Source organism: Pseudochelatococcus sp. B33 (genome assembly GCF_053570585.1).
The window spans coordinates 20,223-39,985 of record NZ_JBSEFH010000007.1 but is presented as its reverse complement, the minus strand read 5'-3'; the positions used below and the strand labels follow the sequence as shown (position 1 = coordinate 39,985).

Sequence of the window (19,763 nt, the reverse complement as noted above, 5' to 3'; positions counted from 1 at the left end):
TCGTGATACCGGCAACGACGAGGCCGGCGGATCGCTCCGCCGGCCCGCTCTGTCCCCATACGGTTTATTACGTCAGTTCAGCTCGATCTTGCCGAGGTTGATGAACTGCGTCTCGCCCGACGAGCCGTCCACACCGTCGTTGTCGGTGATGATGTAGCTGACGCCGTCCTTGTCGACGGTGAAGCTCTCGACCTTGTCAAGCACCGTGCCGTTGGCGGCTGCGAGGTCGGGCCGGATGTCGCGCACCAGCGTCTTCTCGACCACCGCGATCTCTTTCGCGCCGATGGCGGCGGGCTTCAGGTCCCTGACCGGGAAGCGGTAGAGCTTCTTGATCGCGGCATCGTCGCCGACCAAGTTGTCACGCTCGATGACAACGAAGGTGTCGTTGCCGACATACGTGATTTCCGACAGGCCGACCCAGCCCTTCTCCGGCGTGTCGAGGCGGTAGTGCAGCGCGCCCCATTCCTTGGAGGCGGGGGTGTAGGCGAGGATCTTGACGTGCCCCTTGGGATCGTCCTTCCACTCGCGCTGGACGGCGATCCACAGGGTCTCGTTGTCGCCCTCGCCGGCCACCGCGATGCCCTCGAAGCCGTAGCGCGTCGCCTGCTTCTGGAGGTCCTCCGGCAGGTCGATGACCTCCTGGAGTACGCCCTTCTCGTCGACTTGCAGGATCTGGGAATGGGTCGGGTTCTTCTCGCGCTCGGGGTTGCCCTCCGACGCCAGCCAGAAGCCGCCGGCGGGACGCACCGCGATGCCTTCGAGGTCGAGGTTCGGCACCGGCTCGCCGTCCTTGGTGACGACAAGCTTCTCGACGATGCGGGCGGGCGTCTGCGTCGCGTCGACAACGTAGATGGCGCCCTGCGAATAGAAGCTGTCGCTCACGACATAGAGACGGCCGGGAACGGTGGGATCGGCGGCGGCGCCCGAAAGCGCGCCCCAGCCGATCGGCAGCCCGGCGGCGTCATCGCCCGAGATGATGGTCGGATAGGCCGCGGGCGCCTCCTCGCGCCTGAAGATGGCGACCGTCGTGCCCGGCCCGCCGTCCTTGCGCAGGTCGGTCTCGTTGGCGATCACGAACAGATCGCGCTGCGGAATGGCCAGCAGGCCCTCGGGGCCGACGCCACCGCCCGGCAGAAGCTGCAGGAACGTCGGGTCGTTGCCCACGCCCTCCTCCCGGTACACGCCCACCACCGAGCCGCGCTCGGAACCGACGAAGATCAGCGTGTCGTCGCCGTATTGCCCGATGGCGATGCCCTCGGGCTCCACGCCCTTGGCGTTGCGCTTCTCCGGATAGTGGCCGATGCGCAGGATCTCGTGCTCGAAGGCGGAACCGCTTTCGAACGCCACCGTACCGTCGCGGTTGAAGATGGTGAAGCCGCGCGAACCGCCCTTGTAATCGCCCTCGTTGGCGGTGACGAAGCGCTCGTTGTCGATCCAGCGCACGGCGTCGGGCTCGCGCAGGGCGTTCTCCACCCTGTCGGTGGGGTTGATGACGCCGTCGCGCTTGGTGTCGACGTTCTCCAGCGTCACGGCGCCGGCCGGGAAGTGGTTGACGATCTTGCCATCCTTCGAGTCGACGATGATGATGTGGTTGTTCTCCTGCAGGGTGACGACGACCTCGCCGTTGGCGTTGAAGTCGACGAACTCCGGCTCCGGATCCTCGGGCGCGTAGGCGGCAAGGCCGGTGAGGTCCACGCGGCGCACGTCGGCCTCGTCCACATTGCCGTCGTCGCCCACGGTGGCGAGCACGAGGAAGCCCGCCGGGAGCTGCGGCAGCGCGCCGTCGTTGTGGTCCTCGTCGCGCTCGTTCTCGATGGCGATCGCGACCGTCTTCTTGTCATGGCTCAGGGCGACCGAATCCGGCTGGCCGCCGAGATCGATCTTCTTTTCGAGGGTCTTGCTGGTGAGATCCACCACGCCGAGGAAACCCGACGGCTCGGTATAGCTCTCCGACGTGTTGACGCCGACGAGCGCCTTGTTGCCCACGACGATGACCGAGGTCGGCTCGCCCTCGACGGCGACGACGCCCGCAGGCTTGGGCGCGGCGGGATCGGTGATGTCGACGAGGCCGACGCGGTTGCCGGGAGAATCGGTGTAGACGAGCAGCGTGCCCTCGGCATTGGCCGCGATGATCTCGGACACCGTTTGCTTCTCGGGATCAGCGCCTTCCGGCAGGTTGCGGATGACGGGGAAGACCGCGATCCGGTTGAAATTCAGCGGCTCGGCCGCCGTCAGGGACGTAGCTGACAGCAGGCCCGCGGCGATGGCCAGCAGGATGGGACGTTTCATGGGATTTTTTTCTCCGGAGTCCGTGTGCGCGGGATGGAACGATACGAACGTCTTAATCTCATGGTCGGGCGATGACACTGGCGTGACACGGCGCCGTCTCGGGCCGGAGAAATTGTCGCTGTTGCCCGCGTCCCATAGATGCCGGCGGCCGGGATGCGCAGACATGCGCCGGACGACGGACAGAAGTGGCGGGACGACATGGGTCGGGACGCAATTTCAATGTATGTTGATAGAATTCATTAATCGATCATGCCGACCGGCAGCGCGGCGCGCCCGCCCACGGCCGGGGATCCACCGCACGACAGGAGCATCGCGTGTCCTCGACCGCGCTGAAGGACTGGTTTGCCGCCAATCGCTTCTTCATCGTCTTCGCCCTGCTCGCTTCCCTGATGGGGACGAGCGTGGGGGTGGCGAAGCTCGCGACGGCCCTTTACGCGATCGAGCTCGGCGCCAGCGCGGCGCAGTTCGGCATGATCGTCGCCGGGCAGATGTTCGGCACGCTGTTCATGAGCATTCCGACGGGCTTTCTCGTCGACCATTTCGGGCCGCGCCGGCTTTTCATCCTGGGCAGCGGGCTCGCCGGCGCGACCTACGCGCTCATTCCCTTCGGCGCGCATGCTGCGTTCCTGCTGGGCTGCATCGTCGCCATCAGCTTCTTCATGCCGCTGCGGTTCGTGTCGCTCAACACGGTGTTCTTCGAGCAGATCCGCCGGATGGGTTCGGCCAAGGCGGGATGGTACAGGGCGATGCACATGAGCGGCCAGTTCCTGATCGGCCCCTCCGTCGCCGTGGGGCTGATCGCCCTGCTCAGCTTCGCCGGCACGTGGTGGGCGCTGGCCGCGAGCTTCGCCGTCACCATCGCCGTCTCGCCGCTGGTGCTGCGCCGGTCCGAAACGCGCCCGGCCGAAAAGCGCCTGACCGAGGACGGCGGCAGGCGGCTGCCCATCCGCACCTTCCTGGCGCAGCTCATGGAACTGGCGCGTCACCCGGAACTGCGCTGGATCTGCGTCGTGGACATCTTCATCGAAAGCCTGATGGTGTTTGTGACGATGTTCGTGGTCGCCATCGCCCTGCAGGTGTTCGGCATGGACAGCGCCGGCGCGTCGGCCTTCGTCACCGCCGCCGGCCTCGCGTTCATCGGCGCGCTGTTCTGGTCCGATCGGCTCATCCTGTCGATCGGACCGCGCAACAGCTATCTCGTCGGTTTCTCGCTGGCCGTCGTCGCCCTGCTGCTGCAGGGGTCGGCGGCGACGCCCGCCTCATTCTGGCCGGGCGTGGTATTGCTCGGCGCGAGCCTCGGCCTGCTGCAGACCGTGACACTGCTGCGGGTGGTACGCATCGGCGCGCGGTTCGGACAGGGGAAGGTGTCGGGCCTCATCATGATGACGTCGCCGCTCGGCAGCATCATCGGCGGGCTCGTCGGCGCCGTCGCCGGCCATGTCACCAGCCTGCAGACGGCGTTCTACGCGTTCGTGCCGGTGTGTGTCGGCCTGTTCGTCTGGCACTGGCGGGACCGGGAGGCGCTCGCCGAGGACCCCGAAAGCGTCCTCGCCTCCGAAAATCCGTAATGGGGACCGTCGGCAAGAGCGCGTTCCGATCGGATGGAATCATCCAATTGACAAGAATCCGCTCAAAATCCAAGAATCCGCTCAAAATCTAAGAGTGAGAGCATGTTATCGTTTCACGGAAACGCCGACATGCTTTAGAGAGTAGACGCCATGATCATCTCCGCTGCCACCGACTATCGCGAAGCCGCCCGCCGCAAGCTGCCGCCGTTCCTGTTCCACTACATCGACGGCGGCGCCTATGCGGAGCGTACGCTGCGGCGCAATGTCAGCGACCTCGCCGACATCGCCCTGCGCCAGCGGGTGCTGCGGAACATGGCGGACCTCTCCGTCAGCACGGAGCTGTGGGGCGAGAAGCTCGACATGCCCGTCGTGCTCGCGCCCGTGGGGCTCACCGGCATGTGTGCGCGGCGCGGCGAGGTGCAGGCGGCGCGCGCGGCGGCGCAGAAGGGCGTTCCCTTCACGCTTTCGACCGTCTCGGTGTGTCCCATCGAGGAAGTGGCGCCGGCCGTCGAGCGGCCGATCTGGTTCCAGCTCTACGTGCTGCGCGACCGCGGCTTCATGAGGAACGCGCTGGAACGGGCGCAGGCCGCGGGCATCAGGACGCTGGTATTCACGGTGGACATGCCCGTGCCCGGCGCGCGCTACCGCGACGCCCATTCGGGCATGAGCGGCCCCAACGCAGAATTCCGCCGCGTGCTGCAGGCGTTCACCCATCCGGCCTGGGCGTGGGACGTGGGCCTGCACGGCAAGCCGCACGATCTCGGCAACGTCTCCCGCTATCTGGGCAAGGCGACCGGCCTCAAGGACTACATCGGCTGGCTCGGCACCAATTTCGACCCCTCCATCTCGTGGCGGGACCTCGAATGGATCCGCGATTTCTGGAAGGGGCCGATCGTCATCAAGGGCGTCCTCGACCCCGCCGACGCGCGCGACGCGGTGGCCTTCGGCGCCGACGGCATCGTCGTTTCCAACCACGGCGGCCGCCAGCTCGACGGCGTGCTCTCCTCGGTGCGGGCACTGCCGGCGATCGTGGACACGGTGAAGGACGATCTCAAGATCCTCGTCGACGGCGGGGTGCGCACCGGGCTTGACGTCGCGCGCATGATCGCGCTCGGCGCGGACGCGGTGCTGATCGGCCGCGCCTTCGTCTACGCGCTCGCGGCGGCGGGCGAGGCGGGCGTCGTCAACCTGCTGGAGCTGTTCGAGAAGGAGCTGCGCGTCGCCATGACGCTGACCGGCGCGAAATCCGTTGCCGACCTGACGCGGGACTCGCTGGCCGTCGATTAGAGCATGTCATCGTTCCGCGGAAACGCTGACATGCTTTCCCTCTTGGATTTTGAGCGAATTCTTGTCGATCAAATGATTCCATCTGATCGGAACGCGCTCTAGAAACCGTTGAAGGCGACGACCACGAGCGGCGCGAGCAGGACGTTGAGCAGCCCCACCAGCACCATGATGAGACCAGCGACGGCGCCCTCCTCGGCGCCCACCTCGTAGGCCTTGACCGTGCCCGCCGCGTGAGCGCCCATGCCGAAGAGCGAGCCGCGCGCGATGCTCGAGCGCAGCGGCAGCCATGTGAGCAGCAGGTCGCCGAGCACCACGCCCAGAATGCCGGTCATCACCACGAACACGGCCGTCAAATCCGGCACGCCGCCGATCTCGCTCGACACCGCCATGGCGAAGGGCGTGCTGAGGGAACGCGGCAGCAGGCTGAGGCGCAGCTCCCCGTCGAGCCCCAGCAGCGTGGCGAAGCCCCATGACGAGACGACCGCGGTGGTGCTGCCCACGACCATGCCGAAAGCCAGCAACGGCCAGTGCCTGCGGATCAGGGCGCGGCGCTGGTAGATCGGCACCGCGAAGGCCACGACCGCCGGCCCGAGCAGCGCCATCAGCCACTGCGTGCCGCGGATGTACTCGGCATAGCTCGTATCGAGGAACAGGACGGCGACGATCAGCAGGGCCGGTGTCCACCCCAGCGGCAGCAGCCACCAGCGGGGCCAGCGCCGGTAGACGGCCTTCGTCACCAGATAGAAGCCGATCGTCGCCGCGGACCAGAATACGGCCTGAAGGAACGGATCACTCCGCAACAGCGTTTCCATGCTCATCACGCGATGCCCAGCGATAGCAGAGGTCGATGGCAAGGGCCGTGGCTATCATCACGGTAGCGGTGCTGAGAACGATGACGGCGAGGATCTTCAGCCCCGTCAGGCTGAGGAACGCCCGATGATCGAGGATGGCAAGCACGGCCGGCACGAAGAACAGCAGCATGTCCGACAGGAGGCACTGCGCCCCCCGCTCGATGCGGGACAGCCGCAGCCGGCCGCTCAGAAGCAGCAGCAGCACGAGCACCAGCCCCACGAGCCCGCCGGGGAAAGGCAGGGACAGCACGCGCACGACGCCCTCCCCCGCCAGCCAGAACGCAAGCAGCAGCCCGGCTTGCACCCATCTGTTGCCGGACAGGGTGCGCCCGAAGGCGCCGATCGCGGTGCGGAAGCTGGCGTTTCTGGTGGTCATGGGCTTCATCCAGGCATGAGCATGTCATCGTTTCACGGAAACGCTGACATGCTCTAACTTTTTGATTTTGAGCGAATTCCGATCGGAACGCGCTCATGGAAAATGTCATGCTGGAAAGGTATGCTTTCCTGACATATTCTTCAAATGAATTGATTGACTGATCACTATTCTGATATGGAATAGAGATGGATCTGAGAGTGTTGCGCGCATTCGTGGAAGTGGTTCGCCAGGGTGGCTTCTCGCAGGCCGCCAAGGTGGTGTTCGCCACGCAATCCACGGTCAGCAAGGCGGTCCGGCGGCTGGAGGAGGAGATCGGCGCGCCGCTGTTCGACCGCGTCGGCCATCGCACGGTGCTGACCGAAACCGGCGACATCGTCTACCGCCGCGCGCTGCGCATCCTGGCGGAGCGGGAGGATCTTCTCGCCGAGATCGGCGAATTGCGCGGGCTGAAGCGGGGCACGCTGAAGCTCGGTCTGCCGCGCATCGGCAGCAGCATCCTGTTCGCGCCGCTGTTCGCCCGCTACCGCAATCTCTATCCCGGCGTCGACGTGCGGCTGATCGAGGCCGGCAGCGACAGGCTGGAGGAAATCCTGCTGTCCGGCGAGATCGACCTCGCGGGCTCGCTGCTGCCGGTGTCGGACGATTTCGAATGGCAGAGCGTGCGGGCCGAGCCGCTCATGGCGCTGATCCCGGCCGCGCACGATCTGGCGCGCGCCGGCCGCTTCGAGCCGCAGGCCCTGCAGCAGCTGCCGTTCATTCTGTTCGAAAGCGGTTTCGCACTGAACCGGATCATTCTCGACTTCTGCAAGCGCCACGGATTCACCCCGTCCGTGGCGGCGCGCAGCAGCCAGATCGATTTCATCGTCGGCCTCGTGGCGGCGGGCCTCGGCGCCGCCTTCCTGCCGCGCATGATCGCGGAGCAGAGCCCGCACGCGGCGGTGCGCACCTTCCCGTTGAACGACCCGCTCACCGACTGGCACATGGCCATGATCTGGCGCAGGGGCGCCTATCTCTCCCACGCGGCGCGCGCCTGGATCGACATCCTGCGCACGACCTACCCCGGTTCCCCGGCTTGACGAGAGCGCAGCTTTGCCGACGAAAGCGGTATCCGCCCTTGCGCACGCTGCGGAACGGCAACTGCGGAACGCCCCCGCCGCATGGCGTCATCGTCACCGGCGGGGCGGCGCGATCCTCAGATCGGGAAGCGCAGGATCGCGGCGAGCGAACCCTCGCCGGGAATGTCCGCGCGCCGCACGGCCAGCACCCGTCCGCCGCTGTTCAGCACCCGCACCGCGATTTCGTCGACAATGCCGTAGGTGTCGGGTCCCTCCTCCCCGAAGTGCACCTCGCCGGTGGCCTCGTCCACGGTGCCGTGCACGATCTCGTCGATATCCGCGAACAGCGTATCGACCTGGCCGAAGGTGGCGGCGCGCGCCGTGTCGGCGACATCCGTCGTCGCCCGCCGTTCGCCCGCGCGGACGGCGAAGAGCGCCTTCAGGTCGTCGATCTGCGCAGCGTAATGGGCATCGAGAATCGGGCGCGCGGCGTCGGTGAACTCAGGCAGCGTCCAGCGATCCGTGCTGGCGGAGATCCCCTGCGCCAGCAGATGGGGATAGGAAGCCACGGAGCGGTAGATCGACGCCAGCGGCTCCGTCGCGGCGAGGATGAGCGGCACCGAGCGCCCCACCAGCAGCGGCCGCAGCGCCGCATCCACCTTGCGGGAGTACTGCGTGAGAAAGGTCTTCTGCCCGCCCGGGCTATGCCCGCGCTGGTCGATCGTGCTGTCGTTCACCGTCTTCCTGCCGACCGCCGACGCGGCGTCGCTCGGCATGTTGCTGACGGAGACCTCCCGCGCCGGCAGGTCCGCGGAAAGCTCGATCAGGCGCACGTTGTTCTCGGACAGCGACAGCACGTAGGCCGTATGCGGGAACGTGACGGCGCGCAGCAGCGGCTTGAGATGCACCCGGTCGGAAACCTCGAGGATCTCGGTGAGCTTGTTGGCGAGGCGATAGGTCCGCAACTGGTCCGGCGTGGCGACGATGGCGAGGCTGTTGGCCTGATAGATCCAGAACGCATCGTCCGCGCGCAGATCGTCGAGCTGTTCCTGCAGCGCGGCCAGGCGGCGCTTGTCGAACCCGGACTCACCGAGCTGGCCGACAGCCGCCTTGACGAGATTGCCCAGCGCGATCCGGCTCGCCTCGATGTCCTGCGTCACCGGCGTCGTCGGCAGATATATCGACACGACCGCATCGGCGCGCAATTCGCTCAGGGCCTTGATCTCGGCAAGCGAGGGAATATCGACGTAAACCAAAGTCAGATCCTCTTCATGGGTACTGTGATGCGGCTATCTTCATCCCCCCGCCGTGAAAACTGTCAATGACCGCGGATATGGGTTTCGAACTTATTTTCATATTTTTTTATTATTTGTCGTTCGCGGGCCGGAATTGACGAACATCAATTGCCGGGACGATCGTCCCGTGCAACGTGATCGTTTGGCGCGGCCACGAAAGCGCTCCACGAGGGCGTCCAAGATGTTGCCCTACGTGCCGCAGAAGGTGGCACGCACGATCTGTTCCGGCCGCGGCGGGCGGGCGTATTCGGCGTGGGCTTCCCGCCCGGTGAAGGGATCGGCCAGCACCCCGTGCAGGGCGCGAGCCGGCGCGTAGTCGCCCTGATAGGCCGCCGCGAGTGCCTCCTCGACCAGATGGTTGCGCGGGATGTAGAGCGGATTGACGCCGTTCATGGCCTGCCGGACGGCATCGAATTCCGCGCTCTCCCCGGCTGCAAGATCTTGCGACAGGCGGTCGCGCCAGCGTTCCACCCACGGCGCGAGGGCGGGGTCGAGCGCATCGGCCGGCGGCGCATCGGGGGCCGCGAGGCTGTCCGCGAGACGGCGGAAGGTCAGCGTGTAGTCGGCGCCGCTGTCGTGCATGAGCCGCAGCAGGTCGCGCACCAGCGCCCGATCCTCCTCCCGCGCCGAGGCGAGCCCCAGCTTGCGGCGCATTTCGCCGAGCCAAGCGGCCTCGTACTGGTCCGGAAACAGGTCGATGGCGGCCTGCGCCTCCCGCGCCGCCGCTTCCGGTTCCGGCGCGAGCAGGGGCATGATCGCCTGGGCGAGGCGGGCGAGGTTCCAGTAGATGATGTTGGGCTGGTTGCCGTAGGCATAGCGGCCGAGCGTGTCGATGGAGCTGAACACCGCGCCGAGATCGAAGGCGTCCATGAAGGCGCATGGCCCGTAGTCGAGCGTCTCGCCGGCGATGGAGGTATTGTCCGTGTTCATCACGCCGTGGATGAATCCCACTCCCATCCAGCGCGCCACGAGCCGCGCCTGCCGGCCGATGACCGCCTCCATGAGCGCCCTGTACCTGTTGGGCGCTTCCGCCGCCTCGGGATAGAGCCGCGCGATGGCATAATCGGCGAGCTGACGCAGTGCGTCGCGATCGCCGATGGCGGCGAAATACTGGAAGGTCCCCACCCTGACGTGGCTTCCGGCGATGCGCACCAGCACCGCGCCGGGCAACCACGTCTCGCGCATGATAGCGTCGCCGGTCGCGATCGCCGCGAGCGCGCGCGTCGTCGGAATACCGAGCCGCGCCATGGCTTCGCTGACGATGTATTCGCGCAGCACCGGCCCGAGCGCCGCGCGCCCGTCTCCCCCGCGCGAGAAGGGCGTGCGGCCGGAGCCCTTCAGGTGAATGTCGAGACGCTGCCCCTGCCTGTCCACGACCTCGCCCAGGAGCAGTGCGCGTCCGTCGCCCAGACGCGGCACCCAGGTGCCGAACTGGTGGCCGGCATAGACCATCGCCACCGGCTCCGCCCCCTCGGGCGGGACGTTGCCGCACAGCATCGCCGCGAGTTCGCCGGCTGAAAAGTCGGCCGGATCGAGCCCGAGCTCGCGGCCGAGCGCCTCGTTGAACAGGACCAGTTCCGGCGCCGGCATCCGCTGCGGCTGCTGGCGGACGTGAAAGCGATCCGACAGCCGGGCGTAACTGTTGTCGAACACAAGCGCCATACTGACCTCCCCGGGACGGGCAACGCATCCCGGCCATACAGATTAACACAAGAAGCCCCGCGCGCCGATCACGCCCCCGGCACCGGCGCACGCCCTTCCGGATGATGAACGGCCTCAGGCCCTGCCCGGTTCCGGGACAGATGGACCGGGGCGCGATGCGCCGAAACGGCGGCGATAGTCGCCCGGGGTCAGGCCGGTGAGCCTCAGGAACAGTTTGCGAAACGAACCCGGATCGTCGTAGCCGACGTCCCAGCCGATGGTGTCGACCGCCGTATGCGTGCTCTCCAGCAATTCACGCGCGCGGCCGATGCGAAGGTGCTGGCAATATTCGATCGGCCGCAGACCGGTGGCGGCGATGAACCGGCGCAGGAACGTGCGCTGTTCCAGGCCCGCCTGCGCCGCCATGTCGGCGACGGTGACCGCCCGCGTGCCGTTCGCCTCCAGCCAGCGCTGCACCTTGAGGATCGGCTCGTCGCCGTGGTCGAGGCGCGGCACGAACGCGCTGTAGCAGCGCTGCTCGCGGCCGGGCGGATCGACCACCAGAAAGCGCGCCGTCTCGATCATCGCGGCCGTGCCCAGAAGCCGCCCCACGAGATGCAGGCCGAGGTCGGTCCAGGCCATCAGCCCGCCGGCGGTGATGATGTCGCCATCGTCGATCAGCAGTTTCCCGGTATCCACGCGCACGGCGGGAAAGCGGGCGGCGAGGCGCCCGGCATAGGTCCAGTGGGTGGTCGCCGGCCTTGCCGAAAGCAGGCCGGTCTCGGCGAGCAGGAACGCGCCGGCGCACACGGACGCGAGCACGGCGCCCCGAGCATGGCGCTCACGCAGCCATCCGGCCACGGCCGCCATGTCCGTCACCGCGGGAGGATCGCCGAGGCACGGCGGCAGGATGACGACATCGGGCTCGCCCGGCGGGCCGGGATGGGTGTCGAACAGCGGCACGACCGCATCGCCCCGGACCGAGAGGCCGAGGTGGCCGACCCGCAATCGCGGCAGGGAAATACCGGAGCGCCTGCGGGCCAGTTGACCGGCGATGGTGAACAGGTCCGTCAGCCCGAGAATCGCCGCCGCCTGCGCCCGGGGATAGGCCAGGATCGCAATGTGCCGGGTGCGTTCCCGGGCGGTCGGCCGGGATCCGTTCATTTGTCGGAAATGCCCCGTTCTTTGTCATATTCGCCAATGGGCATCCTGTCACGACCCGCCTATCCCTGCAAGCCGGAACACGAGCCGCGTGACGCGACGCGGCGCATCAGGGAGGCCGATATGAGCAAGCGCGCACTCGTCATCATCGATCTGCAGAACGATTATTTCCCCGGCGGCAGGTTCACGCTCGACAACATCGATGCGGCCGCCAGAAACGCCGCCCGCCTGCTGGATGCGGCACGCGCCAGCGGCGACCTCGTGGTGCATGTCCGCCACGAATTCCCCACCGCCGACGCGCCGTTCTTCGCCCCCGGCTCCGAGGGCGCGGCGATCAACAAGGCCGTCGAGCCGCGCGAAGGCGAGGCCGTCGTGCTCAAGAACACGGTCAACGCCTTTCGCGGCACCGATCTCAAGGCCCTGCTCGACCGCGGCGGCGTCACCGACCTGACCCTCGCCGGGGCAATGAGCCATATGTGCGTCGAGGCCGCTGCGCGGGCTGCCGCCGACTACGGCTATCGCACCACGGTGGTGCACGATGCCGTCGCCACGCGGGATCTCGACTTCGACGGCAAGACCATTCCGGCCGCGCAGGTCCACGCCTCCGCCATGGCGACGCTGGCCTTCGCCTACGCGACGCTGCAATCGACCGACGCCTATCTGGGAGTGGGCGGCCCCGCGCAAGCCTGACGGAGAAGAATGCAGGCGGCCCCGCAAGACAGTCCCGGAGACGGTGAGCGCCCTTGCGGACATATCGCGGGCGACGTCCGGTGCGTCATTGGCCGGACGTGGCCTTCGCCTATGGTAGGGTCGCACGCATTCCGATTCCCACCGCGCAGCGAGGACAACGATGACGACTTCCGCCAATCTGAAATCGGCCGCCGTGGTCGCGGCGCTCCTTTATGGGGTTTTCGCGGCGCCCGGCCTTGCGGGCGCCAACGAGGGCGCGTACAGCTGGCAGAGCGCGGGCGGAGCCGACTGGCCGCCGGAGCCGACGGTCATCGCCCATCGCGGCGCCTCCGCCCTGCGGCCGGAGCATACGGTCGCCTCCTACCTCAAGGCGATCGAGGACGGCGCGGACGTGATCGAGCCCGATCTGGTCATCACCAAGGACGGGGTCCTCGTCGCCCGCCACGAGAACGCCATCGCCATCCTCGACGCCGACGGCAGCATCAAGGAGGCCACCACCAACGTGGCAGAGCTGCCGCAATTCACCGACCGCAAGACCACCAAGACCATCGACGGCGTCGAGATCACCGGCTGGTTCGTCGAGGACTTCACCCTCGACGAGCTCAAGACCCTGCGGGCGCGCGAGCGCATCCCGGCGATCCGCCCGGCCAACACCGCCTTCAACGACCAGTTCGAGATCCCGACCTTCCAGGAAGTCATCGACCTCGCCCGCGCCGAATCGGAAAAGCGCGGCCGCACCATCGGCATCGCACCCGAAACGAAGCACCCCACGTTCTTCAAGAGCATCGGCCAGCCGCTGGAACCGGCGCTCATCGAGATCCTGAACAGGAACGACCTCAACCGCAAGGAAGCGCCGGTCATCGTACAGTCCTTCGAGGTCGGCAATCTCAAGGAGCTGCGGCAGCAGACGCCGGTGCGCCTCGCCCAGCTCATCGACAGCGAGGGCCGGCCGTACGATTTCATCGTGCAGGGCGAGGCAGAAAAGCGCACCTACGACGACCTCATCACCGACGAGGGGCTGAAGGAAATCAGTACCTACGCCGATATCCTGGCGCCCTACAAGACGCTCATCGTCCCCGTCGTCGACGGCAAGCCGGGCGAGCCCACCGGCCTCGCCGAGCGCGCGCACGCCGCCGGCCTTGCCGTCGTCATCTGGACCCTGCGGCCGGAGAACAGCTTCCTGCCCGCGGGCTTCCGGAAGGACCCCGCCGACGACAAGACCGCCCGCGGCGACAGCGTGGGCGAGATCACCGTGTACCTCAAGGCCGGCGTCAACGCCTTCTTCTCGGACGATTCCGCCGTGGGCCGCGCCGCCGCCGACGCTTTCGCGAAGAAATAAGCTTGCCGAAAGCATAAAAAACCCGCCCGGCAAGGCCGGGCGGGCGATCGGGCAACGGGCGATGCGCCCCGTCACTCGCTCACGGGCAGCACCGCGCCCTTGTACTTCTCGTTGATGAAGTCCTGGACGGGCTTCGAGCGCAGCACCTCGACCAGCTTCGTGATCTCGGGCTTTTCGGCGTTGGCCTTGCGCACCACGATGAGGTTCGCGTAGGGATTGTTTTCCCCGCTTTCCACCGCGATCGGATCCTTGACCGGGTCGAGCTTGGCGTCGAGCGCGTAGTTGGCGTTGATGACGACAGCGTCGGCCTCGTCGTTTTCGTAGACCCGCGGCAGCAGGCCGGCTTCGACATTGGCCTGGAACTTCAGGTTCTTCGGGTTCTCGACGATGTCGGCGATGCGGGCCGTGATCGGCGTCACGCCGTCGCGCAGCTTGATCACGCCCTCGCGCTGGAAGATGGACAGGATGCGCCCCTCCTCGGAGACCGCATCGCGCAGGATGACGGTGCCGTTCTCCGGCAGGTCACCGAGGCTCTTCACGCGCTTCGAATAGATGCCGATGGGCTCGATATGGATGCCGCCGACGCTGACGAAATCATACGTGGCATCGTCCTTGTGGTCCGCCAGCACGGAATTGAGGTAGGGCTCATGCTGGAAGTAGTTGGCGTCGATCTCGCCGGCGGCAAGCGCCGTGTTCGGCAGGATGTAGTCCTGGAATGGCACGATGGTGAGCTCGATGCCTTCCTCGGCGAGGATCGGCTTGGCCTGTTCGAGAATCTCGGCGTGGGGCACGTAGGACGCGCCCACCGTCAGCTTGGTCTGGGCGAACGCCGGCGCCGCGAAGGTGACGGCACCGAGCACGGCTGCGGAGATGAGGGCTTTGATCATGGCGACTTCCTTGCGTTGGACTAACGGGAACGAAAGCATCAAACCAAAGAATGGGTACCGTTTTTTGGATGAATTCGATGCTCAAACAAAGGGATGGCGCGGCAGCACCGATCAGATTTTCAGCCCGCCGCGCTAACGTTTATCGAGCCTTCGCGTCACCCAGTCGCCGACGAACTGAATGGCGAACACGATGACGAGAACGGTTGCCGTCGCGACCAGCGTCACGTCGGCGTTATTGCGTTGAAAGCCTTCGAGATAGGCGAGATGGCCGAGCCCGCCGGCGCCGATGACGCCGGCCATGGCGGTGAAGCCGACCAGCGAGATGAGCGTCACCGTCAGCCCCGCCGCGAGCGCCGGCGACGATTCCGGGATGAGAACCTTGAACACGATGGTGAAGATGCCGCCGCCCATGGCGCGCGTCGCTTCGATGACGCCCTTGTCCACGTCGCGGAACGCGATCTCGACGAGCCGCGCGTAGAAGGGGGCCGCGCCCACGATCAGCGCCGGCAGGGCCGCGTTGACGCCGAGAATCCGCCCCACCAGAAGCTTGGTGAGCGGGATGAGCAGCACGATGAGGATGATGAAGGGAATCGACCGGAAGATGTTGCTGAACATCGACAGCGTTCCATACACGAAACGGTTCGCCAGCAGCTGCCCCGGCCCGGTGAGGAACAGCAGCGCGCCCAGAACGAGCCCCAGAAGGAACGTCGCCGCGCCGGCGAGCGCGGTCATGTAGACGGTATCGTACGTCGCCTGCAGCAGCGGATCGAGGCGGACATTGGGAAAGAGCGCTTCCAGCATCAGTCACCCCGCCGCACGATTTCGGAGGCGATGTCCCGCTCGGCGAGATAGGCGAGCACCGCGACGAGTTCCTCGCCCTTCGCCGGCACCTCGACATAGAGCTCGCCCGCAGCGCCTTCGCGCGTGAACGCGAGCTGCCCATGCAGGATGTCGATGAACAGGCCGAAACGCCGCGCGACATCGGCCAGCACCAGTTGGCGCGCCCCGGGGCCCGAGGGGACAAGCCTGACCAGCGCGCCCGATCCGATGTCGATGGCGTAGGGATCGAAGGTGGCGCCGGTCTCCTTCGTCTCTTCCAGTTCGGCGATCTGACGCACGAAACGCCGGGTCACCGGCTGGCGCGGATTGGCGAAGATGTCGGCCACCCGGCCCTGCTCCACGATCCGCCCCGCCTCCATGACCGCGACCGCGTCGCAGATGCGCCGCACCACGTGCATCTCGTGGGTGATCAGCACGATGGTGAGGCCGAAGCGGCGGTTGATGTCCGACAGCAGGTCGAGAATCGAATCGGTGGTCTCGGGGTCGAGCGCCGAAGTCGCCTCGTCGCACAGCAGCACATCGGGCCGGTTGGCGAGCGCGCGGGCGATGCCGACACGCTGCTTCTGCCCGCCGCTCAACTGGGAAGGATAGGCGTCTTCCCGTCCCTCCAGCCCGACGAGGCGCACGAGCTCCGTGACGCGCTGGGCGATGACGGCCCTGTCCGCCCCCGCGATCTCGAGCGCGAAGGCGATGTTGCGCGCCACCGTGCGCGACCAGAGCAGGTTGAAATGCTGAAAGATCATGCCGATCTTGGGCCGTGCCCGCGCGAGTTCCGCCTCGGAGGCGCGCGACAGATCGAGCCCGCCGACGACGACGGAGCCGCTGTCCGGACGCTCCAGCCCGTTCAGCAGCCGGATGAGCGTGCTCTTGCCGGCGCCGCTATAGCCGATAATGCCATAGATCTGCCCGCGTTCGACCGTGAGCGTTACATCGTCAAGAGCCGTGATCGAGCCGGACGCGGTGGTGAATAGTTTCGAAGCATTGCTTAGTGTTATCAAGTTCAAGTCCACTCAGCGACGGCGCTGACCAAAATACTTATTCTATAATTTCTATCATCTGTTATAGCGGATTGTCAACGAGAAGCATGCGCGATGCCTGCCGGAATTCAGCACTTGCACAGGCGGCGGCAGGGGTGTCAACCAGGGCGTGTGTCATATCGATTGGCGACGACATAGGGATCCGCGCGGGGCGGAATCCGCGCGTGTTACAGGACTGCGAGAACCAGATGACGAACCGTCTCCAACACGTCACGCTGACGACCGGCCACGTCGTGCCCCTGGCGCGCGAAGCGGTCTCGGACCATGACATCGCGGCATGCGCCGAATTGCTCGACGGCGTGCTGCTGGGCGGCGTGCTGCCGGTGCCGGACGCGCAGGGATATCTGATCGACGGATCGCATTACCGTGACGATCTGAAGATCACCCTGTGGTTTGGCCCGTTATTGCGGCGGATTCCGATTCTGACGGTGGGGGTGGCGCGCGGGCCGACCGCCGGGCTGGCGCTATGGCGGGAGATGCATCGCAGCGCGCGGCTGCCGCTGGCGACCGACCCCGCTCTCCCGCCGCCGGAACCATGGATCGCCGATCGCCCCGAACCCGGCGCGCTCAAGCACCCGGACGCCGCCTCATGGACGGGCGCCTGGCTGCAATGCCTCGGCTGGACATGGATGGAATACGGCAGGTGAGCGGGCGATCCGCCGAAGACCGGGTGAACCGGTATCAGCGGTCGAGCGTAGGCATCCCCCTGCAGGATGCTCTGCCATTTGGCAAGATGCTCGTCGGGATGCTGCTTCTCCCGGGTGAGGGAGAAGTGGAACAACGCAGCTGGCGGTGCGCTGGCACCAAAGGGACGGTCGTGTCCCCCCTGCTTGTTTTGCCGGTCACGCCGCCCGGTTGAGGTGGGGTGCTGCGCCCTTGCCCCTCACTTCCGCCTCCTCGAACTCGGCGGCGGCAATCGCCCGGTCGAGAGCATCGCGTAGTTCCTTGGCTGTTTCGAGGGTCAGCTCGATGCCGGCCCGTGCTCCGGGTTCCAATGCGGTGTTGATGAAGTCGAGCGTCACGACATCGCCCAACGGTGCATGGCGAGCATGATCGTAGGCGACCACCGCCTGCGAAAGCGGGAACCATTCGTCGCCCCGCTTGGCCATACCTTGCGCACGGACGATTTCGACAATGGACGTACACATACCCGGCGCCTCCTATTTTGCCAGATGCCTCTCGAAAAAAGCGAGTATCTTGCTCCATCCGTCCATGGCCTGCTCGGGACGGTAGAGCGGCCGGTGCCAATAGAAGAAACCGTGCCCGGCTCCATCATAGCGATGGAACTCGTAGGTCTTGCCGTACTTCCTGAGTTCGGCTTCGTGCTGGTTCACCTGCTCGGGGCTCGGCGCGCGATCGTCGTTACCGAAGATGCCGATCAACGGGCAGGAGAGGCTCTTCGTCAGATCGATTGGCGCAACGGGAGTCTTGGCGTTGAGTTCCTCCTCGCCCATCACCACACGGCCGCCCCAGAGATCGGCGCAGGCATCGATGTCCGCCTTCCGACAGGCATAAAGGAAGGCATGCCTGCCGCCGGAACAGGAGCCGAAAATGCCGACCTTGCCATTACTCTCGGGCTGCGTGCGCACCCACTTGACCGCAGCCTCGGTGTCACCGATCACCTGAGTGTCGGGAACGCTGCCCTCGGCGCGCACCCTGGCGGCGACATCGTCGGGGTGCCCCTCGCCGGCGCGCTGATAGAGATTAGCGCAGATCGCAAGATAGCCGTGATGGGCGAAGCGTCTTGCAGTCTCGATATAGAACTCGCTCCACCCCGGGAGATGGTGGACGAGAACCACACCGGGAAAGGGACCCGTACCCTCCGGCTTGGCCGCATAAGCGGTTATCGGGGTTCCTTGGTCGCCCGCGATGGTCACATTCTGGCAGATCATGCCTCGATAGAACGACATCACTATGCCTCCGCAGGTGCAACGCGCCCTTGATCGTCTCTCGCGCATCGTGGCGCCGCTCGGTTATCCCAGACGGCCAGTATTCGACAAACGCATTCCGAACGCAACAAACGTGGGCGAACCAATGGGGTTGCCCAGAGGTTGTTTCAGTTGCGCGACTTGGCCGCGCAACCAGATGTTAGAGAGATTATCGTTCAAAATCAACAAGTTATAGCATGTTGTCGTTTCCGTGAAAAGACAGCATGCTCCAATGACGGCGGCTCATCTGTTCCACCGCCGCGAACGCCGCTTGCCGTGGCCCTTGATCTCCTCGCCAGTGGAGAAGGGAAGCTGACGCACGACCTCCCAGTTAAGGTCGGTGCCAAGGCCCGCCGCCGTCGGCACCTCGAGGAAGCCGTCGACTACCTTGATTGGATTGGTCAGCAGCTCGTCACGCAACGGGTTGTGCGGGGTCGGATCCCACTCGACATGGGCACGGACATGGGCTGGGATCGCCGCCGCGAAATGTACGTTCGCGACCTGGCCGAGCCCGTTCAACGTATGCGGCGCAACTAGCATGTTGTAGGCGCTGGCAAGATGGGCGACCTTCAGCGCCTCGGAGATGCCGCCGCACTTGACGGCGTCCGGCGTGATGAAGTCGACTCCGCCCCGTTCTATCAGGTTGCGCACGTCATAGCGGGAGTAGACATTGCCGCCGGAAGCAATCGGGACCAGCGCCAGCTTCGTCAGGCGGCCGACGTCGTCATGGTGGTTGGCGACGGTGAAGTCGAAGGGATCCTCCATCCAGAAGGCCCCCACCTCGCCCAGGCCCCTGGCAACGCGCACCGCCTCGGGCCAAGAGTAGCTGGCGTTCATGTCGATCATGATGTCGATGTCGGGACCGGCGAGCTTACGGGCGGCCTTGACCACCTTGATGTCACGCTCGACGCCGGCGCCGCCGCGCACCTTGAGCGCCTTGTAGCCAAGGTCGAGATAGGACTGCACCTCCGCCATCAGTTCGTCCATCGGCTTGTGGCCGAGCACCATGCAGCCGACATAGGCCACGACCCTGTCGACCCCGCCGCCGCCCAGCAGGCGCGCGATCGGCTGGCCGGTGACCTTGCCGAGAATGTCCCACAGCGCGATATCGATGCCTGAGATCGCCGAGACGGCCGAAGAGCCCAGATAGACTGAACCGTAGTGGAGCTTCTCCCAGACGCCCTGGATATCGAGTGCGTCCTCGCCGATTGCCATCGGCGCAAGCTTTTCATCGATGATGCCCTTGACGGCCAGCGGTGCATGCGCGTGATAGGAGGAGCCGATGCCGTAGAGGTTCTCATCGGTCCGCACGACCACCAGCAGTTCGTCACGCCGCGTGCCGGTGCCGATTCCGGTTTGCCAGACCGTGTCGAGCGGCGAGGAGACGAGATGGGTTTCGATGGCGGTTATCTTCATGATCGCGACTCATTTCCTGTATTAGCGGTTGGTTGCTGACAATGAATTCATTCACGAGCGCCGGGAAACCGCCCGGGAAGGACGGTCAATCCACCCGCCGCTC

18 protein-coding genes and 1 pseudogene are annotated in these 19,763 nt (G+C 66.1%); 6 read left to right on the top strand and 13 right to left on the bottom strand.

The window, feature by feature from the left end:
- Positions 1-72: 72 nt before the first annotated feature.
- The gene (locus ACUSIJ_RS09145) at positions 73-2,289 is read right to left on the bottom strand and encodes an esterase-like activity of phytase family protein (protein ID WP_449308077.1); all 2,217 of its coding nucleotides are present in this window, start codon (positions 2,287-2,289) and stop codon (positions 73-75) included.
- 314 nt (positions 2,290-2,603) lie between these two features.
- On the opposite strand from ACUSIJ_RS09145, the gene ACUSIJ_RS09140 reads away from it, so the two are divergent.
- Complete coding sequence (locus ACUSIJ_RS09140) at positions 2,604-3,857, top strand: MFS transporter (RefSeq protein WP_449308076.1); 1,254 nt, start codon at positions 2,604-2,606, stop codon at positions 3,855-3,857.
- Between the two features lie 150 nt (positions 3,858-4,007).
- Positions 4,008-5,144, top strand: a complete 1,137-nt coding sequence (gene lldD / locus ACUSIJ_RS09135) for an FMN-dependent L-lactate dehydrogenase LldD (protein ID WP_449308075.1) — start codon at positions 4,008-4,010, stop codon at positions 5,142-5,144.
- Positions 5,145-5,242: 98 nt separating this feature from the next.
- Here the strand turns inward: lldD and ACUSIJ_RS09130 are convergent, their stop codons facing one another.
- On the bottom strand, positions 5,243-5,962 hold the full coding sequence (locus ACUSIJ_RS09130; RefSeq protein ID WP_449308074.1) for an LrgB family protein: 720 nt from the start codon (positions 5,960-5,962) through the stop codon (positions 5,243-5,245).
- Positions 5,934-6,371 (bottom strand): CidA/LrgA family protein, encoded by a 438-nt coding sequence (locus ACUSIJ_RS09125; RefSeq protein ID WP_449308073.1) that lies wholly within the window; start codon positions 6,369-6,371, stop codon positions 5,934-5,936. Before ACUSIJ_RS09125 ends, ACUSIJ_RS09130 begins: the two co-directional genes overlap by 29 nt.
- Before the next feature lie 185 nt (positions 6,372-6,556).
- Between ACUSIJ_RS09125 and ACUSIJ_RS09120 the strand changes: the two genes are divergently transcribed.
- Positions 6,557-7,447, top strand: coding sequence for a LysR family transcriptional regulator (locus ACUSIJ_RS09120; RefSeq protein ID WP_449308072.1), 891 nt, complete (start codon positions 6,557-6,559; stop codon positions 7,445-7,447).
- Between the two features lie 116 nt (positions 7,448-7,563).
- Here ACUSIJ_RS09120 and ACUSIJ_RS09115 read toward each other — a convergent pair whose 3' ends face one another.
- From ACUSIJ_RS09115 to ACUSIJ_RS09105, 3 genes are all read right to left on the bottom strand, one after another.
- Positions 7,564-8,682: a baeRF11 domain-containing protein gene (locus ACUSIJ_RS09115; protein WP_449308071.1), complete on the bottom strand. Its 1,119-nt coding sequence runs from the start codon at positions 8,680-8,682 to the stop codon at positions 7,564-7,566.
- A 228-nt stretch (positions 8,683-8,910) separates the two neighbouring features.
- Positions 8,911-10,383, bottom strand: coding sequence for a protein adenylyltransferase SelO (locus tag ACUSIJ_RS09110; RefSeq protein WP_449308070.1), 1,473 nt, complete (start codon positions 10,381-10,383; stop codon positions 8,911-8,913).
- Positions 10,384-10,497: 114 nt separating this feature from the next.
- On the bottom strand, positions 10,498-11,526 hold the full coding sequence (locus ACUSIJ_RS09105) for a GlxA family transcriptional regulator (RefSeq protein ID WP_449308069.1): 1,029 nt from the start codon (positions 11,524-11,526) through the stop codon (positions 10,498-10,500).
- Between the two features lie 120 nt (positions 11,527-11,646).
- Here ACUSIJ_RS09105 and ACUSIJ_RS09100 point away from each other — a divergent pair, with 120 nt between their 5' ends.
- Together ACUSIJ_RS09100 and ACUSIJ_RS09095 are read left to right on the top strand one after the other, a co-directional pair.
- Positions 11,647-12,213, top strand: a complete 567-nt coding sequence (locus tag ACUSIJ_RS09100; protein ID WP_449308068.1) for a cysteine hydrolase family protein — start codon at positions 11,647-11,649, stop codon at positions 12,211-12,213.
- Positions 12,214-12,373: 160 nt separating this feature from the next.
- The gene (locus ACUSIJ_RS09095) at positions 12,374-13,552 is read left to right on the top strand and encodes a glycerophosphodiester phosphodiesterase (RefSeq protein ID WP_449308067.1); all 1,179 of its coding nucleotides are present in this window, start codon (positions 12,374-12,376) and stop codon (positions 13,550-13,552) included.
- A 71-nt stretch (positions 13,553-13,623) separates the two neighbouring features.
- Here ACUSIJ_RS09095 and ACUSIJ_RS09090 read toward each other — a convergent pair whose 3' ends face one another.
- The 3 genes from ACUSIJ_RS09090 to ACUSIJ_RS09080 all read right to left on the bottom strand — a co-directional run bounded on the left by ACUSIJ_RS09090 (position 13,624) and on the right by ACUSIJ_RS09080 (position 16,277).
- Entirely contained in the window at positions 13,624-14,439 is an 816-nt protein-coding gene (locus tag ACUSIJ_RS09090; protein ID WP_449308066.1) for a MetQ/NlpA family ABC transporter substrate-binding protein, read from the bottom strand.
- Between the two features lie 132 nt (positions 14,440-14,571).
- Complete coding sequence (locus tag ACUSIJ_RS09085) at positions 14,572-15,240, bottom strand: methionine ABC transporter permease (protein WP_449308065.1); 669 nt, start codon at positions 15,238-15,240, stop codon at positions 14,572-14,574.
- The gene (locus ACUSIJ_RS09080) at positions 15,240-16,277 is read right to left on the bottom strand and encodes a methionine ABC transporter ATP-binding protein (RefSeq protein WP_449308064.1); all 1,038 of its coding nucleotides are present in this window, start codon (positions 16,275-16,277) and stop codon (positions 15,240-15,242) included. The genes ACUSIJ_RS09085 and ACUSIJ_RS09080 overlap by 1 nt, the downstream gene beginning before the upstream one ends.
- Before the next feature lie 227 nt (positions 16,278-16,504).
- Here ACUSIJ_RS09080 and ACUSIJ_RS09075 point away from each other — a divergent pair, with 227 nt between their 5' ends.
- Complete coding sequence (locus tag ACUSIJ_RS09075) at positions 16,505-16,963, top strand: hypothetical protein (protein WP_449308063.1); 459 nt, start codon at positions 16,505-16,507, stop codon at positions 16,961-16,963.
- Positions 16,964-17,010: 47 nt separating this feature from the next.
- Here ACUSIJ_RS09075 and ACUSIJ_RS09070 read toward each other — a convergent pair.
- The 4 genes and pseudogenes from ACUSIJ_RS09070 to ACUSIJ_RS09055 all read right to left on the bottom strand — a co-directional run.
- Positions 17,011-17,133 (bottom strand): annotated as a pseudogene (locus ACUSIJ_RS09070) (IS66 family transposase); the annotation flags it as partial.
- Positions 17,134-17,158: 25 nt separating this feature from the next.
- Positions 17,159-17,464: a DUF6295 family protein gene (locus tag ACUSIJ_RS09065; RefSeq protein ID WP_449308062.1), complete on the bottom strand. Its 306-nt coding sequence runs from the start codon at positions 17,462-17,464 to the stop codon at positions 17,159-17,161.
- 12 nt (positions 17,465-17,476) lie between these two features.
- Complete coding sequence (locus tag ACUSIJ_RS09060) at positions 17,477-18,226, bottom strand: dienelactone hydrolase family protein (protein WP_449308061.1); 750 nt, start codon at positions 18,224-18,226, stop codon at positions 17,477-17,479.
- Positions 18,227-18,487: 261 nt separating this feature from the next.
- Complete coding sequence (locus ACUSIJ_RS09055; RefSeq protein WP_449308060.1) at positions 18,488-19,660, bottom strand: mandelate racemase/muconate lactonizing enzyme family protein; 1,173 nt, start codon at positions 19,658-19,660, stop codon at positions 18,488-18,490.
- Between the last annotated feature and the right edge of the window lie 103 nt (positions 19,661-19,763).

What these genes read in the sequence shown, in the direction of transcription:
- ACUSIJ_RS09145 (WP_449308077.1), bottom strand. Translation starts at nt 2,289, where the DNA reads ATGAAACGTCCCATCCTGCTGGCCATCGCCGCGGGCCTGCTGTCAGCT.
- ACUSIJ_RS09110 (WP_449308070.1), bottom strand. Translation starts at nt 10,383, where the DNA reads ATGGCGCTTGTGTTCGACAACAGTTACGCCCGGCTGTCGGATCGCTTT.
- ACUSIJ_RS09120 (WP_449308072.1), top strand. Translation starts at nt 6,557, where the DNA reads ATGGATCTGAGAGTGTTGCGCGCATTCGTGGAAGTGGTTCGCCAGGGT.
- ACUSIJ_RS09065 (WP_449308062.1), bottom strand. Translation starts at nt 17,464, where the DNA reads ATGTGTACGTCCATTGTCGAAATCGTCCGTGCGCAAGGTATGGCCAAG.
- ACUSIJ_RS09090 (WP_449308066.1), bottom strand. Translation starts at nt 14,439, where the DNA reads ATGATCAAAGCCCTCATCTCCGCAGCCGTGCTCGGTGCCGTCACCTTC.
- ACUSIJ_RS09100 (WP_449308068.1), top strand. Translation starts at nt 11,647, where the DNA reads ATGAGCAAGCGCGCACTCGTCATCATCGATCTGCAGAACGATTATTTC.
- ACUSIJ_RS09095 (WP_449308067.1), top strand. Translation starts at nt 12,374, where the DNA reads ATGACGACTTCCGCCAATCTGAAATCGGCCGCCGTGGTCGCGGCGCTC.
- ACUSIJ_RS09105 (WP_449308069.1), bottom strand. Translation starts at nt 11,526, where the DNA reads ATGAACGGATCCCGGCCGACCGCCCGGGAACGCACCCGGCACATTGCG.
- ACUSIJ_RS09055 (WP_449308060.1), bottom strand. Translation starts at nt 19,660, where the DNA reads ATGAAGATAACCGCCATCGAAACCCATCTCGTCTCCTCGCCGCTCGAC.
- ACUSIJ_RS09085 (WP_449308065.1), bottom strand. Translation starts at nt 15,240, where the DNA reads ATGCTGGAAGCGCTCTTTCCCAATGTCCGCCTCGATCCGCTGCTGCAG.
- lldD (WP_449308075.1), top strand. Translation starts at nt 4,008, where the DNA reads ATGATCATCTCCGCTGCCACCGACTATCGCGAAGCCGCCCGCCGCAAG.
- ACUSIJ_RS09130 (WP_449308074.1), bottom strand. Translation starts at nt 5,962, where the DNA reads ATGAGCATGGAAACGCTGTTGCGGAGTGATCCGTTCCTTCAGGCCGTA.
- ACUSIJ_RS09060 (WP_449308061.1), bottom strand. Translation starts at nt 18,226, where the DNA reads ATGTCGTTCTATCGAGGCATGATCTGCCAGAATGTGACCATCGCGGGC.
- ACUSIJ_RS09125 (WP_449308073.1), bottom strand. Translation starts at nt 6,371, where the DNA reads ATGACCACCAGAAACGCCAGCTTCCGCACCGCGATCGGCGCCTTCGGG.
- ACUSIJ_RS09075 (WP_449308063.1), top strand. Translation starts at nt 16,505, where the DNA reads ATGACGAACCGTCTCCAACACGTCACGCTGACGACCGGCCACGTCGTG.